The sequence below is a fragment of the Oceanobacillus jordanicus genome (assembly GCF_022095695.1).
Classification (GTDB): domain Bacteria; phylum Bacillota; class Bacilli; order Bacillales; family Amphibacillaceae; genus Oceanobacillus_B; species Oceanobacillus_B jordanicus.
Map to the genome: position 1 here is coordinate 68,556 of NZ_JAIFZM010000002.1, position 20,064 is coordinate 88,619.

At 37.0% G+C, this 20,064-nt stretch carries 14 protein-coding genes; 7 read left to right on the forward strand and 7 right to left on the reverse strand.

The annotated features are described in order from the left end of the window. The first annotated feature begins 17 nt into the window (after window positions 1-17). From K3T81_RS02490 to K3T81_RS02510, 5 genes are read left to right on the forward strand one after another with little or no spacing between them, the layout of a single operon-like run. Window positions 18-1,190, forward strand: coding sequence for an acyltransferase (locus K3T81_RS02490; protein ID WP_238018029.1), 1,173 nt, complete (start codon window positions 18-20; stop codon window positions 1,188-1,190). 15 nt (window positions 1,191-1,205) lie between these two features. Further along, a complete protein-coding gene (locus K3T81_RS02495) occupies window positions 1,206-1,928 on the forward strand; it encodes a glycosyltransferase family 2 protein (RefSeq protein WP_238018031.1) in 723 nt (240 codons plus the stop codon). A gap of 3 nt (window positions 1,929-1,931) precedes the next feature. Next, complete coding sequence (locus K3T81_RS02500) at window positions 1,932-2,303, forward strand: DUF2304 domain-containing protein (protein ID WP_238018033.1); 372 nt, start codon at window positions 1,932-1,934, stop codon at window positions 2,301-2,303. Beyond that, on the forward strand, window positions 2,300-2,641 hold the full coding sequence (locus K3T81_RS02505; RefSeq protein WP_238018034.1) for an EamA family transporter: 342 nt from the start codon (window positions 2,300-2,302) through the stop codon (window positions 2,639-2,641). The genes K3T81_RS02500 and K3T81_RS02505 overlap by 4 nt, the downstream gene beginning before the upstream one ends. A gap of 3 nt (window positions 2,642-2,644) precedes the next feature. After that, window positions 2,645-4,021: an ArnT family glycosyltransferase gene (locus K3T81_RS02510; protein WP_238018035.1), complete on the forward strand. Its 1,377-nt coding sequence runs from the start codon at window positions 2,645-2,647 to the stop codon at window positions 4,019-4,021. Here K3T81_RS02510 and csaB read toward each other — a convergent pair. From csaB to tagD, 7 genes are all read right to left on the reverse strand, one after another. Continuing rightward, on the reverse strand, window positions 4,018-5,115 hold the full coding sequence (gene csaB / locus K3T81_RS02515) for a polysaccharide pyruvyl transferase CsaB (protein ID WP_238018036.1): 1,098 nt from the start codon (window positions 5,113-5,115) through the stop codon (window positions 4,018-4,020). The two genes, K3T81_RS02510 and csaB, sit on opposite strands and share 4 nt — an antisense overlap. Next, on the reverse strand, window positions 5,115-6,974 hold the full coding sequence (locus tag K3T81_RS02520) for a DUF5693 family protein (RefSeq protein WP_238018037.1): 1,860 nt from the start codon (window positions 6,972-6,974) through the stop codon (window positions 5,115-5,117). Before K3T81_RS02520 ends, csaB begins: the two co-directional genes overlap by 1 nt. Before the next feature lies 1 nt (window position 6,975). Continuing rightward, window positions 6,976-8,547 (reverse strand): putative polysaccharide biosynthesis protein, encoded by a 1,572-nt coding sequence (locus K3T81_RS02525; RefSeq protein WP_238018038.1) that lies wholly within the window; start codon window positions 8,545-8,547, stop codon window positions 6,976-6,978. After that, window positions 8,544-9,278, reverse strand: a complete 735-nt coding sequence (locus K3T81_RS02530; protein WP_238018039.1) for a WecB/TagA/CpsF family glycosyltransferase — start codon at window positions 9,276-9,278, stop codon at window positions 8,544-8,546. Before K3T81_RS02530 ends, K3T81_RS02525 begins: the two co-directional genes overlap by 4 nt. Window positions 9,279-9,317: 39 nt before the next feature. Next, complete coding sequence (locus K3T81_RS02535; RefSeq protein ID WP_238018040.1) at window positions 9,318-11,402, reverse strand: S-layer homology domain-containing protein; 2,085 nt, start codon at window positions 11,400-11,402, stop codon at window positions 9,318-9,320. 204 nt (window positions 11,403-11,606) lie between these two features. Next, complete coding sequence (locus K3T81_RS02540) at window positions 11,607-12,659, reverse strand: CDP-glycerol glycerophosphotransferase family protein (RefSeq protein WP_238018041.1); 1,053 nt, start codon at window positions 12,657-12,659, stop codon at window positions 11,607-11,609. A 121-nt stretch (window positions 12,660-12,780) separates the two neighbouring features. After that, on the reverse strand, window positions 12,781-13,185 hold the full coding sequence (gene tagD / locus K3T81_RS02545; RefSeq protein ID WP_036578379.1) for a glycerol-3-phosphate cytidylyltransferase: 405 nt from the start codon (window positions 13,183-13,185) through the stop codon (window positions 12,781-12,783). A gap of 416 nt (window positions 13,186-13,601) precedes the next feature. Here tagD and K3T81_RS02550 point away from each other — a divergent pair, with 416 nt between their 5' ends. Next, window positions 13,602-16,796 (forward strand): GW dipeptide domain-containing protein, encoded by a 3,195-nt coding sequence (locus K3T81_RS02550; protein ID WP_238018043.1) that lies wholly within the window; start codon window positions 13,602-13,604, stop codon window positions 16,794-16,796. A gap of 78 nt (window positions 16,797-16,874) precedes the next feature. Next, complete coding sequence (locus K3T81_RS02555; protein ID WP_238018044.1) at window positions 16,875-20,009, forward strand: peptidoglycan recognition protein family protein; 3,135 nt, start codon at window positions 16,875-16,877, stop codon at window positions 20,007-20,009. The last annotated feature ends 55 nt before the right edge of the window (window positions 20,010-20,064 follow it).

The following is a 20,064-nucleotide window of genomic DNA, read 5'->3' on the forward strand; positions in this document are numbered from 1 at the left end:
AGTAATGTGGTGATGAAGTGCAGCGTTTACAAAGAAGAGCCTTAGATGAAATACAGCTTGCAAGGGCATTTGCTATTTTAGCAGTACTGACTGTTCATTCAAGCTCAAGTGGTGTGACGAGCATTGAAACCGATTCAATTCTTTTTCCTGTCTATAATTTCCTTAACATTGCAGGGAAACTCGGTACACCAACATTTATTATGCTAAGTAGCTTTGTTCTTTTTTACAATTACTATCCTCGGCAGATCAATGGGGATTTGATTAAGCGATTTTACACAAAGCGATTGAAGTATATTTTAATTCCGTACATTTTATTCTCCATTCTGTATTTCGTGATAAAAATGTATGTCTACTATGATTACCCCAGCATATCTTACGCCATCCAACGGTTTCTTACCCTACTAGCAGTTGGGAAGGCGCATACACATTTATATTTTGTTTTTATCAGTGTACAGCTTTATATTCTGTTTCCATTCTTATTATATCTATTTAAGAAAATTCATTTCTTGAGAAAGCACGCAATTTGGATCGGGTTAGTATTGCAGTGGGGATGGGTTGTTTTAAATAATCATTATTTTCATATCGAATGGAAAGGGTCTGTGTCCTTTTCATACCTGTCCTTTTATTTCATTGGTGCTTATCTTGGTATTTATTATGATGACATAAAAGCAAGCTTTAATAAAAAATACATAAAAGATCGTATCCTTATCCCATTAAGTGTTGGTTACGGCGTACTACTCATACTGTATACCGGTTATATGTACACCGCTAGAATTGGGGTATTCCCTTCCATTGCAGTTAACCTCCCTGAAATCATAACCAAATACATAGGAGAGTTTACCTGGGCTACTCATGCTTTGTTTGCAGGCGTTTTACTGTTTTATCTCGCCCATTTGGCAAATAGGGTATTTAAGCCAATTACCAAACAGTTCTTTATGGAAATTGGGGCAACGTCCTTTGGGATTTATTTGATTCACCCTTTATTTTTAATGGTGTTCAGGCAGCTCGTTTCATCTGGTTCACCACTGGTTTACCATGGTTGGCAAATTATCACATTTATCTTAGTAGGTCTGTTAAGTTGGCTGGTTGTCAGACTAACGTCAACATACATTCCATTTAGCTGGATGGTATTTGGGAAAATGCCTCAGCCCCATGCTACGAAAAAAGTGGAAGAAACGAAAACGGGATAAAAAAGGGGGAGAACCATGGATATAAAAAACGTACCTAAAACGGCAATTATCGTCCCGGCATACAATGAGGAAGACAATATTGCCAAAACATTGGAAGGATTAATGGCGTTAAAGAATGAACTGGACAATGTCGAAATATGTGTGGTGAATGATGGTTCACAAGATAGAACGAAAGAAATTGTAGAAACATTTGAGGTTGTCCAAATCAACCTTCCGCAGAACCTTGGAATTGGGGGAGCAGTACAAACAGGTTATAAGTATGCCTGCAATCATGACTTTGAAATCGCCGTGCAATTTGATGCAGATGGTCAGCATAACATTCAAGACTTTGTTAATTTGATCCAGCCGATTATGAACCAAGAACAGGACATGGTTATAGGGTCTAGATTCCTACAAAAGACAGATTATCGAGGGAGCAGGGTCAGGAGAATTGGTATTTATTACTTCTACCTAGTATTAAAACTTCTGACTAGAAAAAAATTCACAGACCCAACTTCAGGTTACAGGGCCATCAATCGTGCGGTAATAGAATTATTTGCTCATCATTATCCGAGGGACTATCCAGAACCAGAAGTACTGATGCATTTAAGTAGAAAAGGGATGCGGATAAAGGAAGTCCCTGCAAATATGCAATCCAGACAGGGAGGGGCCTCATCGATTACAACATGGAAGAGTTTTTATTATTTTGGTAAGGTAACGCTCTCTATTTTAATGTCTTCGATTGTGAAGGAGTATTGACGTATGGATATTACCTGGATGTCATTTTTTATTATTGTTTTATTTTTCATTATCGTGATGGAATCGGTGCGTAGAGGAATATTGGAAACAAGGGATTCGCTCATTTGGATTTTTACCTGTATGGTGCTTGGTGTGTTAAGTCTGTCCAGAGACTTACTTGCCTACCTTGCAGATATACTTGGGATTGCCTATGCTCCAAGCTTACTGTTCTTATTTGGTCTCATTAGTACCATTATCATGATCTTTGATTTAACGAGACGTATTTCGAAATTAAATAATAAAGTTACGGTCCTTACACAAGAATTCGCGTTGCTTAAGGAAGAACAAGAAAGAATGAAACAGGACAAAAATGAAGTTAGGAAAAAGAAAATATGAATTACATTTTATTAGTTATCAATATTCTCTTGTTAGTTAGCGGTCAGATGCTTTGGAAAACGGGCATGGCTCATCTTTCCCCAGTGGGACTACATACGATACTGCATGTTGTAAAGTCACCATACATCATTGGTGGGGGACTCATTTATGTGCTGGCGACTGGAATCTGGTTGTATTTGCTCACTAGAATGCCATTTAGTATTGCCTATCCATTTCAAAGTTTAGCCTATGTATTAGGAATCTTTATTGGCTTCGCCTTATTTAAAGAAACGGTCACACCTATTCAATGGGCAGGCGCAGCCGTCATTGTTTTTGGTGTATACCTGATAGCGAGGTAATCTATGAAAAAGAAGTTCGGTCTAAAACATTTACATAAAAAGGCGCCAGTATACATGCTCATAATTCTCTTACTCATATCGACAATCATGCATACATATTTTTTAATAAAGCATCCTGGCAGCAATTTTGTGGAACCTACAGATGAGCAAATTCAAGAGCAGCTGGAAAATGAGGAAATAACCGAAAGTGTGGCGAAACTAAGAGAGCATACATGGAAATACGGTAGCAGGGATGCATACTTATACACGAACATGGCAAACCAGCTTATCGAGCATGGCGTCTACGGATACGACACCCGCAATACTGGAGAAATTATAAAAAATGCTTTTGTAACACCAGGTCATCCACTATTGCTTGTAGCAATTTTCCATATTGCAGATCTATTCCAGGTAGAACAGATGACGATGGTGAAGCTCTTTAATATGGTGCTGAGTATTGGAACCGTTCTATTGTTATATTTAATTGCTTCACTGATCTTTAAAAATCGGTGGGTGGGAGTTGTAGCGGCTGGATTATATACATTCTACCTTACGCCACTTCACTATTTTCGAACAGCGTTAACAGAGACGCCAGGGATCTTCTCTTTTTGTCTAGCTATCTATGTATTTCTTATAGCTTTACATACAAATAAAAAAATATTCCATATGCTTTTTGCTATCGTATTTTGTTATGGTGTCATGATAAGACCCGTAATTGCACCGCTTGTGCTGATTGGCTTTGCTGTTATAGCATTTCGCCATCGCCATCAGTATAAGCAATTCTTTTCAGTCGCTATATTTTGGGGAATCGGTGCATCCGTTGTGATTTTGCCATGGCTAATAAGGAATTATATAGCGTTCGGCGAATTTATTCTGTTCTCTACTCATTCTGGGAATAGTTGGTTTGCAGGAAGCAACCCGTTCAATATGTATGATTTCTCAAAGTATTGGAAAGAACGATATGAACTTGGGATGGAAGCAAAAGACTATGCGATAATGAAAATAAAAGAAGGCTTCCAGGAGAACTTTGGTCTATGGCTGTCCTGGTTCACGATTGGAAAGACATACGAGTTATTTAAAATTCCTGATGCTATTTATTATTACACATCTCTATCATATATGGATGTGTTCAAGTGGACACACCATATCATCGTGAACGGAGCTTTGATAACAAGTGTTGTTGCAGTTCTAACCCGAAAAAAGGAAGTACTGGCTTTAGCCTCTGTGGCCTTCATGTATATCGGGCTTTCTAATTTATTTTTAACCATTCCTCGGTATGGATTCTTTATTATCCCCGTTCTTTGCATTATCACGGCTGCCGGAATTGTAGTTCTTCTTAGTACCTGTTCTCGATTCATTATAAAACGATATGACCAAATGAAAAATGCGAGCAAAGCTTAATAGCTTTGTTCGCATTTTAACTCTTGGATGAAAGTTTCGAACACCATTTCAGGTGTTTTTTTTGCGTTTTGCTGGTGCTCGCTAACCTTGCGCCTTAACTCTGCTTGTTTCCATTCTTCCATCGAAAGTATCCGCCTGATGGTCTCCCACAAATCATCCGATCCCCAATTGTCTTTCTCTACATGGCCTATTACAGGCTGGTCGCAAAGGCTGGCAAACGCATCAATTTTTGGATCATAGGATATTGCCACAAAAGGCGTTGTACATATTGCTGAAAAGATAAGCGAATGGAGTCGCATTCCTATAAGTAATTGGGAATCTCCAATAATAGCAATCTTTTCTTGTATGGAAGCGTTGGAAGGAAATAGATAGCTCTTTTCTTTCATTAGGTCAGCTGTTTTCTTAGATTGCACAGCATCCTGTTTCCCATGCATTGGGACAAATACAATGTCATAGCCGTTTTGTGCGAGGTCATCTAGACAAGTGGCCACTTTCTTATGGTAAGCTTGCTTTGTTGGCCAATCTCGTATACTTACCGTAATGAAAGGGCGTAAGTGCTCACTCGTTTTCCAATTATGGCTGAAGGAAGCTTGATCGAGCCCAAGAACCGGGTCTGGTACAATCGGAGCAGGATTTGTAACGCCAATATCACTTAGTAATTGTTTGGAGGCTTTGTCTCTTACTGTTATCTGACTCACATTGTTTAAGGTTGTTTTTACAAGCCATTTATTCAGCTTACTGCTTATCGGTCCCATACCTTGTGCATATATAAATACAGGTTTATTTAAAAACTTGGCTATCCTCATAACACCAGTATAATAAGGAATGGTTAACATCCCTGTTTTATCCTGTAACAGGCTTCCTCCTCCACTTATGAGTCCATCTGAGGAACGAATTGCTCGTGTGATTTCCTTGAGTTTCCGCCTGTTTACTGCTTGAACGTTGTACGTCCTACTAGTGGCCGCAGGATTGTTGGAGAGAACGGTTATGTTGACGTTTGGCTTAACAGCTCTTAAGGATTCGATAATAGAATAAAGGATTGCCTCATCTCCTACATTGTCAAAACCGAAATAACCTGAAATTACAATATGCATTAGACCGACCTCTTTTCAAGTAATCTATGAATCAAAGGAATACATATTTTTAGAAGGAGGATGAGCAAGACACCTATAAGATACCCAATCAAAATGCTATATCCCGTACGCAATAACGAAATGTGTAATGGAATGTGCAAGTGTGTAAATGTATTTACAATGGATAGAAATCCAATGATCCCAGGTATTAAAAGAAGCTTACCTATAAACGCGTTATGTCTGATTACATAGAGGGCCAAGATATAAAAAGGAAACCCAATTAAAAACTCTTTTGTTCGCGGTCTAACATAAAGGAGGTCTTCAAGAAATCTCCGTGCCATAAGTTCAATCTCACTAACGGTACTATGATTTCCTGTCCGGGCGATATAGTAGAAACCTATTGCACCTAATAGCACGATAAGCAGCATGTGCCAGTACTTTACATTTACTTGTAAGAGTTGGTATCCTTCTTTCCAGAAGAGATAGCCTACGGTGAATACTAACGGTACAAGGTAGACAAGTTTCACCCCACGAAATGCTTCAAACCCTGTTATAAATGCGTTGCCGTTTAGTAACCCAACTATAACCAATATGCCAATAGCGCTAATGCCAAGCGCTTTTCCATAATGCAGGCTAATCGTGAGCATTTTAGCATCTCGCATCTTTCTAGTAGAGAGAATGGCATAAATAGGAGTTGCCATGGCTATTAGCAGTGCGAATGCCTGTAACAATAGAAGCTTTTGTGTAATAAAGTAGCCGATCGCGATTAGCGTCATAAATATAGCGGCCCACCATTGGATCTTTTTCCATTTCATTAGTTCCGCAACAATATAGGTAAATAAAATACCGGCAGCCAAAAGCAAGGCGATTGTCCACCATGGTGTCTCGATTTTCTGAAAGGGAGATGGGGTCCCGTTCTGAAATTGTGGTTCCAGTTTCGTGTTAACCTCTGATATAAATTGAACAGCATTATCCAGTGTTTCTTCAGGTTCCACAGTTTGCAAATGGAAGAATAATGATCGGATATTGCGCTCTTTAACTGCTCTTACAGCTTGATCAATATTCTCAGGCAATGTTTTGTTATTTAGATGAATACTATGCATTCGTACCGTGTTATAATCTGTGTCTCTAGCAATGGTCTGCATGCCACGCTGCATACTGAATTCAATAAAGTAAAAATGGTAACCAACCTCTGTAAGCTGGTCTGACCATGTCTTTACAAGATTTATATTGGGATAGCCAACAACTTCATTCCCTGTAAAAAGAACCCCAGAGGCTTTCTCATCATGAAGGTCAACTAACTGACTAATCGATTCTTCGGTAAGGCCTTCTTGATTTTCCATGCGATAAATAATGTTTAGGTCATGTTGCTGGATTTGCTTTATTGTTTCCTGATTGTATCCAAGACTACGAGAGAGTGCTTGAGAATCTTCTTTAATAAAAAATAGCGATTCATCCCCAATTGACCTCACTTCTGGATGAAATGTTTCCTCTATAATTTCTTCATAATATTCACTTACAGGTTTGCTGATATAGTACCCCTTGTCATCTGGGTTAATATCTGACTCTGTTTCACTGAATCTTAGGGCTTGCTGTAGTGTTTTATCACTGTAGATGGAAACAATACCTTTCTGTTCCATCCATTTTAATGAAAATGGGGTAATGCTTACTGTTGTTAAACCAGCTTCCTTCAGTGAATAAAGGACATCATTAACGTTCCATTCGTCATTTGCTGTACTTAATTGGTCTATCTCCTGAAATGGTAAGGCTAATTCAAATGTATTATTTTCACGCTCGGTCATGCTTCTTTGTAAAAGACCGGGGAAGGAAGCAATAAGTAATAAGATGATGACGATCCAGATCCATAGGTTTTTTCTCATGTTAATTCCTTCCTTTCCTGTTAGCGGATAGAGTACCTGATAGCGTGCGCTTTATATCCTGTTGACTAATGACGTTTAGAAGAAGTAATAATGCTATATAAATTACGGTACCAATGACAATCCCTGCGAACGTATAGGACAGCGCCTGGAACCTTGACCAGTTAGCGATGTCCAGAAAGAGTGTTGGGATACCAATAACGGCACCCATGAAAACGGAAGCTGTCATTATTTTCATGACAGATGTTTTTTCTAGCGTGAACCTCGCTTTTTTATAAATAGCGAACGTATTTAAAACAAATAAGATAATGTAAATTGCCAATGTAGAAAATGCTGCACCCAATAGACCAAAAGCCTGAACAAGATAGATGTTTACTACAGCTTTTAAAACAACAGCAATTAGAATCATGACAGCAGCCATTTTGGCTGCGTTCATCCCTTGGAGAATCCCGGTGCTTAGAACGGTTAATGAAGTAAAGATAGAGCTGAACCCAATTACAGCTAGCACCCAACTCCCTTGTATGTCCGTAAATAAGGCGAGGTTGATAGGTAACGTTAAGGCGAGTAATCCTAAAGCTGCCGGCCAGGAAACCAAATGTGTCAGCCAATTCGTCTTTCCAATAATTTGGGATACCTGCTCTTTATTTCCATCCTTTAATTTAGTAGTAAGCAAAGGAATTAACGGTAATACAAGAGATGTTGCTAGAACAGTAGCGATTTGCACCAGGGATTGGCCCCGTCCGTAAAGTCCATACATATAGTTAATGTCTGATTCGTCTAACCCCATTTTTTGAAAGCTATACGAGATGGTGAACGAATCAACAAAATTGATTAAGGCCATCGTAATGGCGCCAAACGCAATGGGAATGGATAGTTTTAAAATTTTGCGGCTCCAATAAGTAAATGAAGCACTGGAATATACTCTGCTGCTAGTTTGTTTAAGAGGGGAACGGTCGTATTGGAAACGTAAATAGATAAATGAACATAATGCCCCAAATACAGAACCAGCCATCAAGCCTCCTGCAACTTTTTCATCAGGCAACCCACTTTTTACAAAGAGAAAAGCAATAGTCAATAATAGTGCGACCCGTACAAATTGTTCTATAACCTGTGAAATAGCCGTAGGAGCCATATCCCCAAATCCTTGAAAATAACCCCGATATACAGCCATATATGGAGCAATGATTAAGGTAGCAGCAACAACGATTAACGCCAACCTTGTAGATTGCCCTCCAAGTGCGTTCGCAATCGGCTCTGAAAAACAGTAAATGAGTATAAAACTCCCGATTCCAAACAAAATGGCTAATACACTTGCCGTGACATATATTTCTTTTATCGAATCGGTGTTTCTCTTTGCCCGTTCCTCGGCGATTATCTTTGAAATAGCAATAGGTATCCCCGCAACAGATAAAGTGAGTGCAACCATGTAAACCGGATAAACAAGGCTAAAAATACCTAATACTTGATCGCCCGCGATGTTTTGTAACGGTATTCGAAATACACTTCCTAAAACTTTAGAAAACAGAGTAGCTATCGTTAATATTAAGGTGCCTTTAATAAAGGTGGACGAACTCATAAGGGATTCCTCGTAAACTTCACCTTCAGGATATGTACGGCAAAACGAGGCAATGCCAGCATCCTTCTCCATCTGCTAGGTTGCTTTACAAGACGGTAGAACCATTCAAGGTTTAATTTTTGGAATATAACTGGTGCGCGTTTAACTGTTCCAGCTATTACATCGAATGATCCCCCGACTCCTATATATAAGGCATTTGGTAAAGCAGATAAATTTCGAGCGATCCACTCTTCTTGCCTAGGAGCACCAAGCGCTACAAACGTTATATCAGGTGATGCCTCCATAATCTGTTCGGTAACATGTTTGGATGTCATTTCAAAAAAACCGTGGTGTTTTCCAACTATCTGAATAGAAGGATAGCGTTTTTTTAACGCATCTTCTGTCTTTTCTAGTGTTTCTTGCTGTGCTCCAAGCAGAAATATCCTGTAAGACTTTTTGTCAGCGATTGATAATAACTGCATCATCGTATCATAGCCTGTGACTCTTTCTGGCAACGGATTCTTTAAGATTTGGGAAGCTTTTATAATGCCAATTCCATCCGCAACGACATAAGTTGCACGCTTTACGTTCTCTTTGATAGCTGGATTTTCCTTTGCCATCATGACGATTTCTGGATTAGCTGTTATAACAAAGGTCTTCAATTTCTTTTCAATCCGTTCAGCCAGAAGGCTACTAAAAGACTTCTGCGTCGTAAACAGGAATGGAACGTTCATTATGGTGATATGTCTCATGACTTATATGCTCCTTTTGATGTCAACGAAGAGTGTATTCTAGTTCAGGGTGTCTTGGAATAGGACATAGTCTTCGTGAACCCATCCTTGAGCTCCATCGTAAAATACCTGATACCATGCGCCTTCTTTGATCGGTTTCCCGTCACTTGTTGTATTACCTACCAAATAAGTGCTTGGCTTAAGGCTTCCAATTATCTTTCCTTCAAGGCTTGGGTTCTCCCTAATATGCAACCTCGTATCAATGTCCTGTACCTTGAAAAGATTACCAAGCGTCACGTTGTCTTTCTGAACCCAACCTTGTTCGTTCTCCTGATCTGTTACCAATAACCAGTCATCCTTTACTTCTAGGACTGCAATACGTGTTTGCAAAGGCAGTACTTTAACAATGTTGTCTTCCGAGATAGTTGGTTCCTTATATAAGATAGGAGGCTGACCTGTTAGTTGGCCGAAAAGGTGATCAGCAGAGTTTACTATCGGTACTTCTATTGGTTGAGAGTCTATGTTTCTATTAAAAATGCTGTATTGATTACTTGATAAATAGCTACCAGAAACCCAGCCACTATTACCACTTACAGAAATTTTGTACCAGCCACCGTTTTCTCCGATAATGCTAACCCGGCTCCCTTTTGCCAGTGTTTTTATAATGTTGAAGGAAGTAGTCGGCCCTACTCGCAGATTTAGATTAGCTGTTGTGTACATGGTTTGCCCTTCACGATTTGTGTTCACATCGTAATGTTCCTCAGCTGAAGGGAGAGAAGCAGCTTTAGGTTGTTTCTGGAAAGATGGTACTTCATAATGCAAAACATAGGAATCCAGTAAACTGTAAATCTCCTGCATCTTACTTGTCTGTAAAACAGCCCACCTAACATGTGTTGCATATTGAGGATAACCGGGACTGTCAGGATTCCAACGCATCTTATAAAGTGTATTTTGACCATCATTAATATAGTTGTCGGCAATGTCTTTTGCGCCACCAATTATGGCTTCTGCTGGTGAGAACCATTTATTTTGAAAGGCATACTTTGCCCCGCCTTTAATTGGGTTACTGTCTACAGCACCATAGCCATACATATTGTAGACTGTTCGAGTTGCCTTCTCCTTTGCAACCACATTTCCTTTCCCATCAACTGGAATGCCTGAAGCGAGTGTTGATGTGCCGTTACCAGTTTCATGCAGAGCATGTGCCATTAGATATATTTCATTAACATTATATGCCTTGCCTGCTTTAATAAAAGCTGCTGCTTGTCCGGATAATGTACCTTTATTGTTTAACACTTTAGAATTGATTTCGTTCGTATCTAAAAGTGTTTGCTTGGACAAGTCGAGAAATTGCAAGTAATCACTCGAGTTTGGAGAGAAGTTGCTTGGATTAGCGTAATATTCAACAAGTGAACGACTAGCAATAAAGTTACCTGCACCATCCACTTTTGGTGTTCGCGTTACTTGAATATCTATCATTTGTTTAAAATCATAAGGATATTCTGTATAAGAGATTGTGAGTTTTTCATCATCAAGTTGTTTTAACATACGATTAAAAATCGCTGACATTTCCCCTCGAGTCGTATGGTCCAATGGTGCGAAATATAAATCACCTTGCTTTTCTTTTCCTGCGACAATTTGAAGTGCTACAAGACTTTCTATCGCACCGATAAACATCTGGTTAATTTGAGCTGTGTCCGTGAAGGGAAGGGAGGCCTTTTCAGCTTCCACACCTTTCATATCAAGCGCACGCTTAATCATCGCTGCCATTTCTTGACGGGAGATGCTTTTATTAGGTCGAAACACGTTTCCAGGATACCCACCAATCAGGTTGTTAGAAGTGGCGGTAACAATAGCCTCGTAATACCAATCATCTTGTGCAATATCCTGATAAGGATTCGTTGTATTTTTCACTGGTAAATGCAACGCCCTTACAAGAAGCATCGTAAACTCAGCACGTGTTATAAGACGATCAGGGCGGTAACTGCCATCACTGTACCCATCGATGATTCCTTTTTCGATCAGTGATAGCATACTCTTTTCAAAGTAATGTCCTTTAAGATCTGAACTTCCGTATGCTGTTTGAGGGAGACTGATTGTCACGGCGATCACAGGTACGCATAATAGTTTATGTATTTTTTTCATCTCTATTGCATGGCTCCTCTTAGTCAATTTCTTCACGACGAAATGCCAACTCAATAGTAGTACATTTTGTAAGGAAAAACAGTATAATTTACAGATAATTAATATTATTTACTGAAACTTAACAAGCGAACCTGGCAGGTTGTGATATGCTAGATTTAAGAAAAAATCAGACACAAAAAACACCCCATTTTTAAAAATGAGGTGTTAAATCGAAACTTTTTCTTTTTGTCTTTCGTCGGTTTTGGTCAAGAATTTTGCGAGGTTTAAACTGGCGCTACCATCTGAGTAGGCATTATAACGTTTAGCAAAGTCCTTGATATCTTTATAGTTAAAGTTTTTCTCCTTTATCGATGAGATGATCGCTTCAGTTGAAAAGACAACAGGTCCAGGCATTTGATTTTCATAGTTGTCTATTAAACCACTTGTAATCTTATACTCATCCATATCGTAAGCGAAGAAAATCATTGGTTTCTCCAATATAGCAAACTCAAAAGGAATGGAAGAATAGTCACTGATTAGAATATCTGTGACAAGTAACAATTCATTTGTGTCATAGAAGGAAGAGACATCCAAAACGAATTCCTTAAACATTTCCTTTATCTCATAAGAGACAGCTGGATGTGGTTTGATAAATAGAACATATTCATCAGAAAGCGATGCGTAAAGTTGCTCTATATTTAGCTGAAGCTGGAAATTTGAAAGTTGGTCATTTCGAAAAGTCGGAGCATATAAAATAACTTTCTTGTCCGCAACCCAAGGATTTTCTTGCACGATCTTTTTATAAACTTCCTGTTTCTTCTTATTATCAAATAAAACGTCTGATCTCGGTATGCCAGTACGAAGAATTTGTGAATCAGTCAGGCCAAAACTATCCTTGAACGTATCTGCCATATTTTCCGAGCCCACCACTGCATAAGTAAAGGAATCATAGACGTTTTTAAAACGCTCTATTGCCTTATCAGATCTATATTCATTCGTAGGGTCCATTAACCCAAAATGCTTAATAGCACCAGCTGCATGCCATAACTGAATGCAAACCGTAGACGTTTTAAAATTGGTAACGGAAAGAAACGGGTGATAGGTATCTATTAAAATAGTAGAACCTGTAGCAAGATGATACATAGATTTCAAAAAAGAGAAGGGATGCTTTAGATCAAAAGCTAGTAAGGTATTTTTGGAAGCATCAAAAGGGTACCTACACAAAGCATCCTTTAAGATGATAATTTCCTCATCTGAAATACTACGTAAGGCATCCACTGAATAAAAAATATTATCCCCAAACGAAGCTACACAAACGGTTTTCTTCTTTTGGGGCAATAATTTGAACAAGTTAAAGACGATACGGAAAACAAAAAGGTAGATTGCTATAAATAGCTCTTTAACCATTGTTAGCTGTGTTTAGTTTTAAGTCACTTTTAATCTTTGTTGTGGAAATCCCAACCGTTCTTGGCAAATAAATAACTTCACAATGATCTTTTAGAAAATCAAATTTGCCTTCCCAGTCATCTCCCATAACAAAGAAATCAACATCATGCTTCTGCACATCTTCCACTTTCTGTTCCCACGTATACTCAGGAATAACCTCATCAACATATCGAATCGCTTCCAAGATAGCTTTACGCTGCTCGAAAGTATAGTAAGCTTTTTTACCCTTCAAAGCATTGAATTCATCAGCAGAAATCGCCACAATTAGGTAATCCCCAAATTCCTTTGCGCGACGTAATATATTTATATGACCAGTATGCAACAGGTCGAATGTTCCATAAGTTATTACTTTCTTCATTGTAAAAAACCTCCATTAGTATTTATAATCTGTATTATACTATGTTCCTTTTACATTCAATTTACAAACTCTTAACAATAAATCTACATTGTATTATACTATGAAACGAGGTTAATAGAAATAGTTAATGGCAATTTATTTGTTGAAAGAGATTTATCTTCCTATAAAATCTTTGTATAATTATCTCGAATCACCTGGAGGAGATAAATTACTTCTAAATTTGATAGTTTTGTATATATGTATTTAACCTCACCATAAAATAGAAATCACATAGAATATAATTTTTTTCGATAAGGTCTTTAATTTTTGACTATTTTTCCGATATATGATTAGAGAGCCTGAAAAATTTTGGCACCACGATTTTTAAAAAGGTAAAATTTAAAAAATTTTAAATAAAGTTATAACGGAGGGTATAAATGAAAAAAATAATCATAACAGCAGTGTGTTTATTACTTCTAGTTTCAATGATCCCGTATGATGTTTCAGCTATGATCGGGGATAATGAATTGAATAATGGGGAAGTAGTTCAAGAGAATCAAGTGGATGAAGAAAGCGATCTTCAAAATAATGAGAATGACGAATCTATAGAAGAAAAAGATATAAATGACGAGGCTGATGTTGAGGAAGGAATCGATTATAATAACCCACCTTCTAACAGTGAGGTTAACTCTTACTCTGATGAAAACTTAGAGAATGATAGTAGCCAAAAAATGGAACCGACTGAATCAAATGATATAGTAAATGAGAAACAGGATACAAAAGAAAATACTTTACTTCTTCAATCTATATCTAATGAAAGTATTGAAGAGAAATTTACTAGCAAGCTTGGTCATATAAAAAGTGCAAATGTGGTTATCTTTCAGGATTTAACCGACCTATCGACTTCGTTCAAGGCCGATGAGGCTAACACAAATGAAGTGTATTACATTAAAAAAGAAGCAAAGACAAATAGTTCTACTTATTATTTACTTAGTAGGGAACCCAGTAGTACAAAGGGGCTTTTAGGTTGGGTTGAAGAATCAGATTTATCTCTTCATACCCATACAGGAGTTGATAAAGAAGCCAAAACATTTTACTTTAAGGGAACTGGGAGTTCTTATAATAAGGCTTGGGGTGGCTCGAAAAATGTAGTTTATAAAAGTATGGAGGAATTTACTGGTCAAAAGTTTCTAGTGAATTTGACTGAAAAGGTAGGGAATAATACATGGTATCGAGGAAATCTTAATGGAGAAACTATTTGGCTACATTCGAGTTATTTAACAGCAATCGAGAAAACAACAATAGAAGAAAGTAAGACCAGCCTTTTAGGCCATCTTAAAAGCCAAGCTCGGATATATAAGGAAATTGGAGTCCCTTCATCAGCAATCGAGGGTAATGACTATTTACACGCTGTTTATTATATTAAAAAAAGAGCAAATTTCAATGGGGAAACTTATTATTTAATTAGTCAGAAGCCAAGCAGTGTAGAGGGGGTAGTTGGTTGGGTCAAATCATCCGACTTATCAACTCATACTCATGTTGGTGTTGATAAGAGGGATAAGACATTTTATTTCAAAGGGACTGGCAGTGCTTATAGTAAAGCATGGGGTGGCTCCAAAGATCTAATTTATAAAGATATGTCTCAATTCCAAGGAAAAAGATTTGAAGTTCATTTAACAGAAAAAGTTGGAAATAATACATGGTATAGAGGCAACATTAATGGAGAGACGATATGGTTACATTCGTCATATGTAGAAAGCGCCGAAGAACAATCAACTAGTAAGTTAGGGCATATCCGTAGTGAAGAAGTTATAATATATGACAAAAATGATTTTTCTTCTTCATGGACTGCTGGTACGAAGTATACAAATTCTGTCTACTATATTAAAAAACAGGTAGACTTTAAGAATAAACGCTATTATTTAATAAGTACCGAACCGAGTAGCACAAAAGGTGTTGTAGGTTTGGTTAAAGGATCAGATCTATCTTTACATGACCATGTTGGAATAGATAAAAAAATAAAAAGTTATTACTTTAAAGGAAACGGCAGTTCTTATGGTAAAGCATGGGGTGGATCCAAAGACCTAGTTTATGATGACATGGCACAATTTAAAGGGCAAAAATTCATTGTTAATCTAACAGAAAAAGTAGGTACGAATACTTGGTATCGAGGGGAATTTAACGGGGAAACAATATGGTTACATTCAAGCTATTTAACTACCAAAGAAGAGAGCGATACTAGTCTCTTGGGACATCTTAAGTCAGGTGCCAAGATTTATGAGGAAATTGGAGACGTGTCTTCAAGTCTAAACACTATCAACTATTTAAATGCTGTCTATTATATTAAGAAGCAAGCCGAAATTAATGGAGAGTTTTATTATTTGATTAGTAATCAGCCGAGTAGCGTTAAAGGGGTTATAGGGTGGGTGAAAGCATCTGACCTAGCAGTACATACTCATGTGGGGGTTGATAAAGAGTCTAAAATCTTTTATTTAAATGGTAAAGGGAGTGCTTACCAAAAAGCTTGGGGTGGATCAAAAGATCTAATTTATAAAGACCTTTCCTCATATGAGGGTTCAACTTTTAAGGTGAATTTAACCGAATCAGTTGGGAGTAATATATGGTATCGAGGTTTGTTGGATGGGACAATAGTATGGATACATTCTTCCTACCTATTATCAGATTACACAAACTATTCAAATTATGATTTAAAACTATCAAAAGCTTTAGAGTTACAAATGGAACTTAATTCGCCACCCCAAACAGATAAGAAGTATGCATATGTATCTGCTGAATATATAAATAATCAAAATGAAGTAACCGCATCCGTACTAAATGTTAGGTCTGGACCGGGAGGATCTAAAAAAATTGTCGGTTCTCTTAAGTACAAGGAAAAAGTAAATATAATCAGTAAAGTAAATGGTTGGTACCAAATCGAGTATACTAGTGGGCAATGGGTGGACGCTAGTCAAGAGGATGTATTATATTACCTAGATCCAACAAACTTTGTAGATGATGAAAAACAGAGATTTCAGTTTTTGGATTTAGCAAGAACTAGCGGAACATCAACTAGAGTAATAGACAATTATCTTAAAGGCAAGGGGATCCTGGAAGGGAAGGGAGAAACATTTATTGAGGCAGGACTTGCTCATGGTGTCAATGATATTTACCTTCTGTCCCATGCATTGCTCGAAACTGGTCATGGAAGTTCGCCGTTAGCTAACGGAGTAGAAGTCGGGATAAATAAATCCGGTAACTATGTATTAGTAACTAGCACTAACAAAAATAGTTTATCTAGTATAAAGAAGACTTATAATATGTTTGGTATAGGAGCAGTAGACGGGAATGCGCTAGAAGCAGGAGCAATTCGTGCATATAAAGAAAAGTGGTTTTCTGCTGAAGAAGCTATAATTGGCGGCGCAAAATTCATAGGTGAATCATATGTGAATAAGGGCCAAAACACACTATACAAAATGCGTTGGAATCCCGAGGCGATGGCAGTAGGTGGACAGGCAAGCCACCAATATGCTACTGATATTGGCTGGGCTTCTAAGCAAATTTATACAATGTATAATTTATACCAAGATATAGGGATTTATAATATATTTTTAGATATACCATCTTATAATTAGTGGAAATTTTAGAAGCGTCTTGATTCCAGAAATTAAATTGAATCAAGGCGCCTTTTTTGAGGAGTTGAAGTTAAATTTATGAAAAAAATTACAGGGTTTATTATGTTAGTACTATTTTTTTGTATGCCCATACAAATCTATGCAGATAAATTAGATAGCGATGATTCGCAAAATGAGAATTATAATGAGTATGGAATAATAAAAGGAACCGAAGTGTACGGTGAAGATATTAGTGAATTAACCCAGGAAGAACTTCAATATGTACCTAAGGGTTGGAGGGATGGTGTGGTTGAAGGTGAGCATGTTCAAGAAAAAAATAATAGATTACTAATGCGAGCAATATACCCTTCTGTTAACAATTATATAGAGAACATAGTTGTTCCAAAAGTAGAATATGATTATAAAGATTTCTTTACTAAATTTAATTATCGAAATGGATATGGAAAAGTAGAAGGAGTTGTGGCCCATGAAACTGCCAACGACAATTCTACCATTGAGAGCGAAATATCGTATATGTCCAAAAATCATTTGAATGCTTTTGTACATGCATTTATAGATCATAATAGAATAATAGAAATACATCCATTAGAGTACGGTGCATGGGGAGCAGGCAGATATGCAAATCAGAGGTTTGTGCATGTCGAACTAGTGCGTGTAAATACATTCGATCAATTCGCACGTTCCATAAACAATTATGCTAATTATATTGCTAATATTCAATATAAATATAATTTAGGTATCACCGATGCAGAATCTAGTGGGAAGGGCAGTCTGTGGTCACACAAAGCCGTAAGTGTTCATCTAGGAGGTACTACCCATGTTGATCCCCATGGGTATTTTAGTAGGTATGGTTATAATTGGAGCCAATTTGTCAGTTTAGTAACAGAAAAACATAATAAATTAATTACACAAAAAGTAGCTAATACGAGTAAATTAGGTCATATAAAATCTACTGATGTGAAAATATATAACAACCCTATTGATCAGCAAAATTACAGTAAAGCTGGTTCAAAAAACACTAACGAAGTTTTCTACATTAAATCTCAAGCTCGGGTTAAAAATGCTAACTACTATTTATTGAGTAGAGAACCAAGTAGTAAACAGGGAACAATTGGTTGGGTGGAAGCAAAAGATATTAGTTCGCATGTCCATAAAGGAGTGGACAAAGATGCTAAAAAAATGGTGATCAATGGTAATGGAAACGCCTATAATAAAGCTTGGGGCGGTGCTAATAACTTCGTATATGATTTATCAGATTTTGTAGGAGAGGAATTTAGGATCCACCTTACAGAGAAAGTAGGAAACAACACTTGGTATCGGGGAATTCTTAAGGGAAAGACAGTATGGATACATTCTAGTTATGTTTCTAAAATAGTCGTGAATAACACAAGTAAGTTAGGGCATATACGAAATAGTGATGGGGTAATTTTAAATGATATTTATAATAAATCAGATTCCTTTAAAGCTGGTAGCATTAATATTAATAAAGTTTATTATATAAAAAAACAAGCAAATATTGAGGGAGACCTCTACTATTTAATTAGTAATGAGCCGAGTACTTTAAAAGGTAAAGTAGGTTGGGTGAAAGCCAAAGACTTAAAAGTTCATGAGCATAATGGGATAGATAAAGAAAAGAAGACCTATACAATACAAGGTAAAGGAAAAGCTTACGAGAAGGCGTGGGGTGGTCCCAAAGATTTAGTGTACAATTTATCTGACTTCTCAGGAGAAACATTTAATGTCCATCTTACTGAATCAGTTGGAAGTAACGTTTGGTATAGAGGAACACTAAAAGAAAAAACAGTATGGATACATTCCAGTTACTTAATAGATGAAAATAATACAAGCAAGTTAGGACATATAATAAATGGAAATGTAAATATATATTTAAATTTATATGATAACTTGAATAGTTTTAAAGCCGGAAAAGAGTACACCAATTTAGTTTACTATATTAAGAAGCAGGCGAATGTAAAAGGGCAAATGTATTATTTAATTAGCACACAACCAAGGTACGGAGTAGTTGGTTGGGTGAAAGCAGAAGATTTATCAACCCATAAACATGTCGGTGCTGATAAGAATAAGAAGACATTTTATATTAAAGGAAACGGTACTGCTTATAGTAAAGCATGGGGAGGGAGTAAGGACGTCCTTTATGGAGATTTGTCTCCTTACATTAATGAAAAGTTTAATGTTAACCTGACAGAAAAAGTAGGTAATAACATTTGGTATAGAGGTATATTTAAAGGCAAGACTATCTGGCTACATTCAAGTTATGTGACGACAAAAAAAGAAAGCGTCACAAGTAAGTTAGGTCATATTCGCAATGAAAAAGTAAAGATCTATAAAGAGTTAGGTGAGATCAGTACAGCTATTGAAGCGAGTGACAAGCTTACAAATACAGTGTATTTTATTAAAAAACAGGCTAAATTAAACGGTCAAATATATTATTTAATAAGTACAAGACCAAGCAGCAATATTGGAACAATAGGATGGGTTAAAGAAACTGACATGTCTATTCATTCACACCATGGTATTGATAAAACAACAAAAACATTCTATTTCAAAGGTACGGGTAGAGCGTATAGTAAAGCGTGGGGTGGAGCAAAAGAGTTGGTTTATGAGGATATGTCAATTTACACCCATGAGAGATTTGATGTGCACCTAACAGAAAAAATAGGCAACAATATTTGGTATAGAGGAAATTTTAAAGGGAAAACTATCTGGCTACATTCAAGTTACCTGACAAAAAAGGTAGAAAGTAGTATTAGTCGCTTAGGACACATTAGAAATAGTGAAGTGAAAATTTACAATACTTTAGGTGATAATGCATCAAATACAGCTGGAAAGGATCACATAAATAAAGTGTATTATATAAAAAAGCAAGCAACTTTGGGCGAGCATACTTTCTACCTTGTCAGTCGAGAGCCAAGTATAACTAATGGCGTATTAGGATGGGTTAATGCAAATGATTTATTAACACATACTCATGTTGGTTTAGATAAGAAGAAGAAAACATTTATATTAAAGGGGATAGGGAGCTCGTACAGTAAAGCATGGGGAGGCTCAAAGGATGAAGTTTTTCAAGACTTAGAACCATATAAAGGTGTAAAATTTAATGTTCATTTAACTGAAAAAGTAGGGAACAATACTTGGTATCGTGGGGAATTAAATGGAAAAAGAATTTGGTTGCATAGTTCTTACTTAAAATAAAATGTATAAAAGTTCTACTCTATTAGTTGTTTTATTAGGGTAGAATTTTTTACAA

What these genes read in the sequence shown, in the direction of transcription:
- K3T81_RS02505 (WP_238018034.1), top strand. Translation starts at nt 2,300, where the DNA reads ATGAATTACATTTTATTAGTTATCAATATTCTCTTGTTAGTTAGCGGT.
- csaB (WP_238018036.1), bottom strand. Translation starts at nt 5,115, where the DNA reads ATGCATATTGTAATTTCAGGTTATTTCGGTTTTGACAATGTAGGAGAT.
- K3T81_RS02550 (WP_238018043.1), top strand. Translation starts at nt 13,602, where the DNA reads ATGAAAAAAATAATCATAACAGCAGTGTGTTTATTACTTCTAGTTTCA.
- K3T81_RS02495 (WP_238018031.1), top strand. Translation starts at nt 1,206, where the DNA reads ATGGATATAAAAAACGTACCTAAAACGGCAATTATCGTCCCGGCATAC.
- tagD (WP_036578379.1), bottom strand. Translation starts at nt 13,185, where the DNA reads ATGAAGAAAGTAATAACTTATGGAACATTCGACCTGTTGCATACTGGT.
- K3T81_RS02555 (WP_238018044.1), top strand. Translation starts at nt 16,875, where the DNA reads ATGAAAAAAATTACAGGGTTTATTATGTTAGTACTATTTTTTTGTATG.
- K3T81_RS02510 (WP_238018035.1), top strand. Translation starts at nt 2,645, where the DNA reads ATGAAAAAGAAGTTCGGTCTAAAACATTTACATAAAAAGGCGCCAGTA.
- K3T81_RS02535 (WP_238018040.1), bottom strand. Translation starts at nt 11,402, where the DNA reads ATGAAAAAAATACATAAACTATTATGCGTACCTGTGATCGCCGTGACA.
- K3T81_RS02520 (WP_238018037.1), bottom strand. Translation starts at nt 6,974, where the DNA reads ATGAGAAAAAACCTATGGATCTGGATCGTCATCATCTTATTACTTATT.
- K3T81_RS02500 (WP_238018033.1), top strand. Translation starts at nt 1,932, where the DNA reads ATGGATATTACCTGGATGTCATTTTTTATTATTGTTTTATTTTTCATT.
- K3T81_RS02525 (WP_238018038.1), bottom strand. Translation starts at nt 8,547, where the DNA reads ATGAGTTCGTCCACCTTTATTAAAGGCACCTTAATATTAACGATAGCT.
- K3T81_RS02530 (WP_238018039.1), bottom strand. Translation starts at nt 9,278, where the DNA reads ATGAGACATATCACCATAATGAACGTTCCATTCCTGTTTACGACGCAG.